The sequence below is a fragment of the Myxococcus sp. AM009 genome (assembly GCF_013372605.1).
GTDB classification, from domain to species: domain Bacteria; phylum Myxococcota; class Myxococcia; order Myxococcales; family Myxococcaceae; genus Myxococcus; species Myxococcus vastator.
In genome coordinates, this window is the sequence record NZ_JABXEP010000321.1 from 1 (window position 1) to 2,604 (window position 2,604).

3 protein-coding genes are annotated in these 2,604 nt (G+C 70.0%); 1 reads left to right on the forward strand and 2 read right to left on the reverse strand.

What is annotated here, in order from left to right:
• Both HV824_RS35485 and HV824_RS35490 read right to left on the reverse strand, forming a co-directional pair.
• Window positions 1-916, reverse strand: a 916-nt coding sequence (locus tag HV824_RS35485) for a hypothetical protein (RefSeq protein WP_176425241.1), incomplete at its 3' end; no start/stop codon positions are given.
• A 157-nt stretch (window positions 917-1,073) separates the two neighbouring features.
• On the reverse strand, window positions 1,074-1,730 hold the full coding sequence (locus HV824_RS35490; RefSeq protein ID WP_176419506.1) for an MBL fold metallo-hydrolase: 657 nt from the start codon (window positions 1,728-1,730) through the stop codon (window positions 1,074-1,076).
• Window positions 1,731-1,833: 103 nt separating this feature from the next.
• On the opposite strand from HV824_RS35490, the gene HV824_RS35495 reads away from it, so the two are divergent.
• Window positions 1,834-2,514, forward strand: coding sequence for a hypothetical protein (locus HV824_RS35495; protein WP_176425242.1), 681 nt, complete (start codon window positions 1,834-1,836; stop codon window positions 2,512-2,514).
• Window positions 2,515-2,604: the final 90 nt, after the last annotated feature.

A 2,604-nucleotide genomic window follows, 5' to 3' on the forward strand; every position in this document is an offset into this window, starting at 1 on the left:
GCCCCATCATCCCGCCCTGGCCCATCGTGCCCCGGTGACGGGCCATGGCGCCGCGCAGCAGCTCGCCCATGCGCTCCCGCAGCACCTCGCGGACGCGCTCACGGACCGCCGAGTTGATGCGCTCGCGCAGCCCCTCGGACAGCCGGTCCTGGAGGGTCATCGCGATGCGCTCGGGGTCGAACGAGCCGGCCGCCATGCCGCCCCACTGGCGCGTCATGACGCCGCGGAGCCCGTCGGCCAGGCGCTCGCGCAGGGACTCGCGCACGCGCTCACGCAGGCTGTACACCAGCCCCTCGTGGAGGGCCTCGGCCAGGCGCCCGCGGAGGGCGTCCGCCAGCCGCTCCGCGTCGTGGGGGCTGAAGCCGGGCACGCGCTCCGACATCACCGAGCGCAGCGTGTCCGCCAGCCGCTCGCGCAGGGCCTCGCGCACGCCGTCATGCGCGGCGGTGTTGATGCGCTCGCGCAGGGACTCCAGCAGCCGGGTGCGCACCGTCTCCGCCAGCCGCTCGGCATCCGGGCCGCCGAAGCCGTGGGAGGACATCTGCCACTGCTCGATCATCGCCGCGCGCACGCACTCGGCCAGCCGCTCGCGGATGCCGTCGCGGATGCGCTCGTGCACCACGGAGGCGATGCGCTCGCGCAGCGTCTCAGCCAGGCGGGAGCAAAGCGCGTCCGCGATGCGCTCCGGCTCCGGCATCCCGTAGCCCTGGGGCATCATCCCGTACCCCTGCGGCATGCCGCCGCCGCGCTCGGAAATCGCGTGGCGGATGGCCTCCCCCACGCGCTCACGCACCTCGCGGCCAAGCCGGTCCTCAATCGTGGAGACAATCTGCTCGCGAACGGCTTCGACGACCCGCTCCTTCAGCGACTCACCGAACATCTGCTGCGACTGGGGGGAAAGCTGATCCTGAAACATGAGAACGCTCCTGATTCGACGCCTGGACTGCGAGGAAACACGGCAGGCGAAAACGCCTCTCCTGCCGGGCGCGATTCAATAGACAGGCACGCACTCGGGGTAAACGTGTCGCCGGTGTGAGCGCGCGTTGGACGCCAGACACCGGAGGCGCGGGCGGCTACTTGCGCGGCCGCATGCGGAACGCGACGAAGGCGTCCACGCTGTCGAAGGCGAAGTACGGGTTCTTCTGTCGCACCGTCTCCATGGAGGTCACCGGCACGTCGCCATAGTCGTGCCCCGGATACAGCTTCGCGCTGTCGGGCACCTTCGCCAGCACCTGGGACAGGGAGCGGTACATCTCCTCCGGGTCGCCGCCGCTCATGTCACACCGGCCGCATCCATTGATGAACACGGTGTCCCCGGATACGAGCGCGTCGCCGGCCAGCAGGCAGTGCGAGCCCGGCGTGTGCCCGGGCGTGTGCAGCGCCTGGAACGTCTCCGTCCCCACGCGCACCTCGTCCCCTGGCCCCAGGGGCCGCAGCGCGCCGCCCAGCTCGCGCAGCTCCGGGGAGAACTGGACCTCTTCGCGCTGCGCGAACACCGGCACGTCCCACTTCGACAAGAGGTCCGGCAGGCCGTTGATGTGGTCGAAGTGGCAGTGTGAGACGAACGCGCCCACCACGCGCTTGCCGTCCTGCTTCACCGCCTGCTCGATGGCCTCCACGTCCCACGCGGGGTCCACCACCACCACTTCATCCGAGTGGCGGGGGCCCACCAGGTAGACGAAATTGTCCATGGGCCCGAGCTTGAGCTGCCGCACGTACGGTTCACGCATCGCGAAATCCTCCTCGTCGAAAGCCCCACTCTAACGTCCGGGACTTGAAGCGGCGGCCCCCTTCCCTCTTGAATAGGTCCTTTTGTCTCTGGGAGGTCTCCACGTGAAGCGCCCATTGCTCCTCTGCGCCCTGCTCGCCGGCACCGCCTTCGCCGCCAAGGAGCGCGCCACCTTCCGCTACACCGCGCCTCCGGAGGGGGAGCGTCCCGTCATCGTCAACGCCGTCATCGGCCCCCAGGGCAGTGACTTCGCCATGCGCCTGCGCTTCGACAAGGTGCCGTTTGGAGACGCGTGCAAGAACCGCTGCGCCAACACCACGCTGCTGCTGGACACCGACAACAGCAAGCAGACGGGCCTGCGCCTGGCGGCGAAGAAGGCGCCCGGCAACGGCGCTGATGTCGCCGTCGTCATCCAGGGCGTGCGCGACTACGCGAGCCAGGAAGGCGCCCCGGCCGCGAGCTGGCTGCGGGTGAAGGTCCGCCTGCTCGGCAGCGAGGCCTCCTCCGTGGATGACGGCGAGCTGCTGGCCGAGTTCAACCACCGCCAGGACCCCGAGCGGCTCCACGTGGACGGCGAGACCATCTACCTGCTGGTGGACGCCACCAGCGCCGCCCTGCCCTCCGCCCGGAAGGCCCGCGTCGTCTACCAGCCGCCCGGCGCCAAGCCCCTCCAGGCCACCATTCCAGGGATGATTGGCGGCGGGAGCGGCAAGGGCGTGCGCATCTTCAAGGACGGCTCGTGGGGGAAGGCCCGCGCCCTCTTCAGGGAGCTGAAGGTCGCCTGACTGGCCGGCGTCTGTGTGCATGGACTCGTTCGCCATCTCGCCCTTTTCCTCCATCGGTCACACCATGATGGGGACCTCTCCACCGGGCTG

What these genes read in the sequence shown, in the direction of transcription:
- HV824_RS35490 (WP_176419506.1), bottom strand. Translation starts at nt 1,730, where the DNA reads ATGCGTGAACCGTACGTGCGGCAGCTCAAGCTCGGGCCCATGGACAAT.